Source organism: Dietzia alimentaria 72 (genome assembly GCF_000226215.1).
Classification (GTDB): domain Bacteria; phylum Actinomycetota; class Actinomycetes; order Mycobacteriales; family Mycobacteriaceae; genus Dietzia; species Dietzia alimentaria.
In genome coordinates, this window is the sequence record NZ_AGFF01000026.1 from 37029 (window position 1) to 43195 (window position 6167).

The 6167-nt window shown below is 71.0% G+C and carries 5 protein-coding genes; all 5 read left to right on the plus strand.

Features of this window, described 5'->3' with window-relative positions; all coding sequences use genetic code 11:
- Positions 1-3: 3 nt before the first annotated feature.
- The 5 genes from ON04_RS14330 (at position 4) to ON04_RS14350 (ending at position 6096) form a co-directional block, all read left to right on the plus strand.
- On the plus strand, positions 4-870 hold the full coding sequence (locus ON04_RS14330) for a TatD family hydrolase (RefSeq protein ID WP_010542327.1): 867 nt from the start codon (positions 4-6) through the stop codon (positions 868-870).
- A 211-nt stretch (positions 871-1081) separates the two neighbouring features.
- A complete protein-coding gene (locus ON04_RS17235; protein ID WP_010542328.1) occupies positions 1082-2281 on the plus strand; it encodes a resuscitation-promoting factor in 1200 nt (399 codons plus the stop codon).
- Between the two features lie 38 nt (positions 2282-2319).
- On the plus strand, positions 2320-3231 hold the full coding sequence (gene rsmA / locus ON04_RS14340; protein ID WP_029458517.1) for a 16S rRNA (adenine(1518)-N(6)/adenine(1519)-N(6))-dimethyltransferase RsmA: 912 nt from the start codon (positions 2320-2322) through the stop codon (positions 3229-3231).
- Positions 3232-3241: 10 nt separating this feature from the next.
- Complete coding sequence (locus ON04_RS14345) at positions 3242-4213, plus strand: 4-(cytidine 5'-diphospho)-2-C-methyl-D-erythritol kinase (protein WP_033444354.1); 972 nt, start codon at positions 3242-3244, stop codon at positions 4211-4213.
- A gap of 2 nt (positions 4214-4215) precedes the next feature.
- Positions 4216-6096, plus strand: a complete 1881-nt coding sequence (locus tag ON04_RS14350; RefSeq protein ID WP_010542331.1) for an ABC-F family ATP-binding cassette domain-containing protein — start codon at positions 4216-4218, stop codon at positions 6094-6096.
- Positions 6097-6167: the final 71 nt, after the last annotated feature.

Below are 6167 nucleotides of genomic sequence, written 5' to 3' on the forward strand. Positions count from 1 at the left end.
CGTATGGGTAAGCGCAAATCCCGTCCGACCCCCGTCCTGCCCGAGCCGCTGCCCGGGCTCGTCGACGCCCACACGCACCTCTACTCCTGCGGACATCGCACGGCGGACGAGGTGCGCGCGGCCGCTGACCGGGCTGCCCTGGCCGGCGTGGCCGCGATGGTGACCGTCGGCGACGACCTGGCCGAATCCGAGGCCGTGGTGGCCGCGGCGGAGGCCGACGAGCGGGTGTACGCCGCCGTGGCAGTGCACCCGACGCGAGCACGCGAGGCCATCGATCCCGAGGGCGGCGCCGCTGTCCGCTCGCGGCTGGCCGAGCTGGCCGCCCACCCGCGCGTGGTGGCTGTGGGGGAGACCGGCCTGGACCACTACTGGGTGGGCAGTATGGACGACTGCGCCGACCCCGCCGAGCAGGAGGAGTCCCTTCGCTGGCACGCCGGGCTCGCCGCCGAGGTGGGCAAGTGCCTGATGATCCACAACCGTGAGGCGGACGAAGACCTGCTTCGCGTGCTCGCCGAGGTGGCCGGGCCGGACTCGGGGATTCCGCACGTGATGCTCCACTGCTTCTCTTCGCCGCTCGAGGTGGCGGAGGAGGCCCTGGATCGCGGTTACGTGCTGTCCTTCGCCGGGAACGTGACCTTCAAGGCCAACGACCACCTTCGCGAGGCGGCGCGCCTGGCCCCCGCGGGTCAGCTGCTGATCGAGACAGACGCGCCCTACATGACCCCCGAGCCGTTCCGCGGTGCCCGCAACGAGCCGGGCCTGGTGGGCTATACGGCACGCCGGGTCGCCGAGGTCCGTGGGCAGACGCCCGAGGAACTCGTGGCCGAGCTCGCGGACACGTCCCGAGCGGTCTTCGGCATTACCCTTTGACGGGCGGCCCGTCCCGGCTGAGGCCTATGTGGTTAAAGGTGCGAGTGTGTGCCGAGTGGCTAATGTAACGAATCGTGACCTGCAGGCGTTGTCGTCGTCGCATGTCACGGGGGTCACATTGCTCCGGCGGGACCTAGTCGTTACGCTATTGTGATGAAACGCGGATGCCCGGACGGGCTCTCCGCGGGCGATGCGAGGAGAGAATTCACCAGTGGTTGACGACATACGGACCAACGCACCCGAGGGCGCCCGCCCCGCCGGGCCCAAGGGCCTGCTCTCGCCGGTCAAGCGGATCCACGAGTCCCGCTCCACCATGCTGCGGCTGTCCGTGGCCGGCATGCTCACCACCCTCGTCGTAGGCGGTGTGGCCGTTCTCGAACAGCGCACGAGCTACACCCTTCAGGTAGACGGCGCGGCCGTCGAACTGGTCACCTTCTCGTCCGACGTCACCACCGCGCTCGAAGAGGCCGGCTACTCCGTGGACGACCGTGACGTGGTGATCGCGCCGGGCGACCGGATCGACGACGGCGACACCATCACCCTGCGTCGCGCTCGGCCCGTCACCATGGAGATCGACGGCCGCAGCGAGCAGGTGTGGACCACCGCCACCACCGTGGCCGACCTGATCACCGAGCGCGAGGACGTCCCCCCGCGCAGCTACGTCACCCCACGCATCGACGCAGACGTGCCGGTCGACGGCGCCACCGTCTCCGTGGTGACACCGCGCCGGGCGCTGCTCTCCGATCACGGCGGCCCGCACACCCCGTTCAGTGCGCCCGGCGGCACCGTGGGCACATTCCTCGACCGGCTCGGCGTCAAACTCGGACCACTCGACGTGGTGGAGCCCGCGCCCGAGACCCCGATCGGCCCCGACACCCAGGTCATCGTGACCCGCGTGAGCACCGCAGACGAGACCGTCGTGGAGCCGTTCGAGGTCCCCGAGAATACCGTCGAGGATCCGGAGGCCCTGCAGGGCGAGCGCACCGTCGTGGAGCCCGGCACCCCCGGCGAACGCGAGGTCACCTACAAGGTCACCCGTGTCAACGGCCGGGAGACCGAGCGCGAACGTGGCGCCCAGAAGGTCCGCAACGAAGCCCGCCCGGCCGTGGTGAGCGTGGGTACCAAGGCCAAGCCCGAGGCCCCCGAGGCCCCCACCTCCTCCCGCGGTGGCATCTGGGATTCCATCGCCCAGTGCGAATCCGGCGGCGACTGGTCCATCAGTACCGGTAACGGCTATTCCGGCGGCCTGCAGTTCCACCCGCAGACCTGGATCGGCCACGGCGGTGGGCAGTACGCGCCCACGGCGGCGCAGGCCACCCGTGAGCAGCAGATAGCGATCGCCGAGAAGATCCAGGCCTCGCAGGGCTGGGGCGCCTGGCCGGCCTGCACCGCGAAGCTGGGGCTGCGCTGAGCATCGTGGATCCCGGCTCCCAGGCTGGTGGGGGCGGGATCCGGGAGCACTTCCGGGGCCAGGCCGATCTGCTCGGCCCGCAGGAGGTGCGCGCGCTGGCCGAGGAGTTGGGCATCAAGCCCACCAAGTCACTCGGGCAGAACTTCGTCCACGACGCCAACACCGTCCGCAAGATCGTCACCGCCTCCGGCGTCGGGCGCGAGGACACTGTCGTCGAGGTGGGCCCCGGGTTGGGCTCATTGACCCTGCCGCTGCTCGACGCTGCCGGCCGGGTGGTGGCGGTGGAGATCGACCCCGTTCTGGCCGCCCGGCTACCGCGAACGATCGCCGAGCAGGCCCCGTCGCTGGCCGACGCGCTGACCGTCGTGGGCGCCGACGCGCTCACGGTGACCGCCGCCGACCTGGGCACGCCCGCGCCCACCGCGCTCGTGGCCAATCTGCCCTACAACGTCTCGGTGCCGGTGCTACTGCACCTGATGGCCGAGGTGCCCACCCTGCGCACGGCGCTGGTGATGGTGCAGCTCGAGGTGGCCGACCGGCTGGCCGCCGCCCCCGGCTCCCGCGTCTACGGCGTGCCGAGCGTCAAGGCAGGCTTCTACGGGACCGTCCGCCGCGCCGGCGTGGTGGGCCGAAACGTCTTCTGGCCAGTACCCAACGTCGAGTCCGGTCTCGTGCGGATCGACGCCTACCCCGAAGCTCCTTGGGACCTGAGCGCCGAGCACCGCCGCCGCGTGTTCGCCGTGGCGGACGCAGCGTTCGCCCAGCGCCGCAAGACCATGCGCGCAGCGCTCTCCGGCTGGGCAGGCTCCGGTGCCCGGGCCGAGGAAGCACTCGTCGCCGCCGACGTGGACCCCAAGGCGCGCGGAGAGCAGCTCACCACCGCGGACTATGTGCGGATCGCGGGGGCTGCGCAGCGGCTCGGAATCGGGACCCGCCGCGGCGAGCCGTAGGCTGGTCGGCATGCCCCGCGACGCTCTCCCCGGCGGCGCGCGCGCCGTGACGGCCGTCGCCCCCGCCAAGATCAACCTCCACCTGGGCATCGGCGACCTCCGCGCCGACGGCTTCCACGACCTGCTCACCGTCTACCGGGCGGTGGACCTGTGGGAAGAGGTCACCGTGACCGTGGTGGACGGCGGTTCCGACGACGACGACGACGAGATCGCCGTCACCGGCCCGGGCGCCCCGCAGGTGCCGACGGACCGGACCAATCTCGCTGCCCGGGCGGTCGATCTGCTGCGCGACGAGGCCGGGTCGGACGCCCGGATCGCCATCCGGATACACAAGGGCGTCCCCGTGGCCGGCGGGATGGCCGGCGGCAGTGCGGATGCCGCGGCCGCCCTACTGGCCACGGACCGACTCCTCGGACTGGGACTCGGCCGGGTCGCACTGGAGGAGAGGGCCGCGCGCCTGGGCAGTGATGTCCCGTTCTGTCTCCGCGGCGGCACCGCCATGGGCACCGGCCGCGGCGAGAAGCTCGCCACCCTGTTGCACGCGAGAGCCGAGCAGCACATCGTGGTGGCGTTGGCCGACGGCGGACTGTCCACCCCGGCGGTATTCGCCGAACTCGACCGGCTGCGCGCCGAGCGGACGGACCTGCCGAGTGCGGGCAGCACCGACTCGCTCGTGTCGGCGCTGGCCTGGGATAACCCCGAAGCCGTGGCCGACCTGCTGATCAATGACATGGAGCCGGCGGCCCTGTCGCTGATGCCCGGGCTGCGCCGCACACTGCGCGCGGGCGAGGAGGCCGGAGCCCTGTACGGCATGGTCTCCGGCTCCGGCCCCACCTGCCTGTTCTTCTGCCACGACCGCGATCACGCGATCAGCGTGGCCGCGGAACTCAGCGAAGCCGGCGTGGCACGCGAGGTGCGCATCACCCGCGGCCCGGTCGCCGGTGCACATATCCTCGACTCCCCGCGACAGACCACGGAGTAACAATGGCCCCCACCAATCTCATCAACCTCGAGCAGGGGTCGGTGTCGTTCGGCATCCGACAGGTGCTCGACAACGTCTCCCTGGGCGTTAACGCCGGGGACCGCATCGGTGTGGTCGGTCTCAACGGGGGCGGCAAGACCACCCTGCTGGAGATCCTCACCGGCGTCGCTGAGCCGGACACGGGGCGGGTCTCCCGGGTGGGCGGACTGCGGCTGGCCGTGGTCACCCAGCGGACCGAGATCGCCGCCGATACCGTGGGCGAGGCCGTGATCGGCGGCCTGGGCATGGACACCCACGAGTGGGCGGGAGACGCCCGCATCCGAAACGTGCTCGACGGAATCGGCATCCACGACCTCGGCCTGGACACGCCCGTGCAGGATCTGTCCGGCGGCGAGCGGCGGCGGGTCTCGTTGGCCGCAGCTCTGGTGCAGGACCTGGACCTGCTCGTACTGGACGAGCCGACCAACCATCTCGACGTGGAGGGGGTCCAGTGGCTCGCCGATCACCTGGTCCGGCGTCAGAGCGCTCTCGTCGTCGTCACCCACGACCGGTGGTTTCTCGACACGGTGGCCACCCGCACCTGGGAGGTCGTCGACGGCCGCGTGGAGCAGTACGAGGGCGGCTACAACGACTGGGTGTTCGCGCGCGCGGAACGCGATCGCCAGGCCGCGACCACCGAGTCACGTCGGCAGAACCTCGCGCGCAAGGAGCTGGCGTGGCTGCGTCGCGGCGCCCCCGCTCGTACCTCCAAGCCGCGATACCGCATCGAGGCGGCCGAGGCGCTGATCAAGGATGTGCCACCGCCCCGCGATTCACTACAATTGTCGAGTTTCGCCGCACGTCGGCTGGGCAAGGTCGTGGTGGAGCTGGAGGACGTGCAGTTGGACGCCCCCGATGGCCGCACGCTGGTCGAGGACCTCACCTGGCGACTGGCGCCCGGCGAGCGCATCGGGTTGGTGGGCGTCAATGGCTCCGGCAAGACCACCCTGCTGAGAGCTCTGGCAGGGGAGGCGCCGCTCGCGGCCGGTCGGCGCAAGGAGGGCAAGACCGTCCGCATCGGATGGCTGCGTCAGGAACTCGACGACCTGCCACTGAACCAGCGCGTGCTCGAGGCGATCGAGGACGTTGCCACCCGCGTCGCCTTTGGCAGCGATGAACTCACTGCATCGCAGCTCGCCGAGCGGCTGGGCTTCTCTCCGGCCCGCCAACGCACGCCCGTCGGCGACCTGTCCGGTGGCGAGCGGCGGCGACTGCAGCTCACGCGTGTCCTCATGGCGGAGCCGAATGTGCTGCTGCTCGACGAGCCCACCAACGACCTCGACATCGACACCCTTCGCCAACTGGAGGATCTGCTCGACGGCTGGCCCGGCACGATGGTCGTGATCTCTCACGACCGCTATCTGATCGAGCGCATCTGTGACTCGGTGTGGGCACTGTTCGGCGATGGCGGTCTCACCAACCTTCCGCGGGGCATCGACGAGTACCTCGAGCGTCGGCGTGCTGCCGGCGACGCGGGCGACTCGGGAAAGGTGTCGAGGTCCGCGCCGACCGGCTCCGGGGGCGACTCGGGCACGGCGGGCGGCACGGGTTCCGTGAGCGGCTCCGGGGGTGCGGGCGGCGGCTCCAGTTCCGGGGGTGCGGGCGGCGGCCTCAGCTCGGGCGAGCAGCGCGATCTGCAGAAGGAGATGAACAGAATCGAGCGTCAGATGCGGACGCTCGACAAACGCGAAGCAGATTTGCATGACGCCATGGCCGCCTCCGCGGGCGAGGCCCTCGACACAGTCAAGCTGGCCGATCTCGACCGCGAACTCAAAACCCTCGTCGCGGAGAAGGACACGCTCGAGGAGCGGTGGATGGAGATCGGCGAGCAGCTCGAGGGCTGACCAGCCCCACACCCGTCTACGGCGATGCGGCCCGCCGTCCGCCTGCCGCGCGGCGGCCCGCCGCCTACCGG

What these genes read in the sequence shown, in the direction of transcription:
- ON04_RS14330 (WP_010542327.1), top strand. Translation starts at nt 4, where the DNA reads ATGGGTAAGCGCAAATCCCGTCCGACCCCCGTCCTGCCCGAGCCGCTG.
- ON04_RS14345 (WP_033444354.1), top strand. Translation starts at nt 3,242, where the DNA reads ATGCCCCGCGACGCTCTCCCCGGCGGCGCGCGCGCCGTGACGGCCGTC.
- ON04_RS14350 (WP_010542331.1), top strand. Translation starts at nt 4,216, where the DNA reads ATGGCCCCCACCAATCTCATCAACCTCGAGCAGGGGTCGGTGTCGTTC.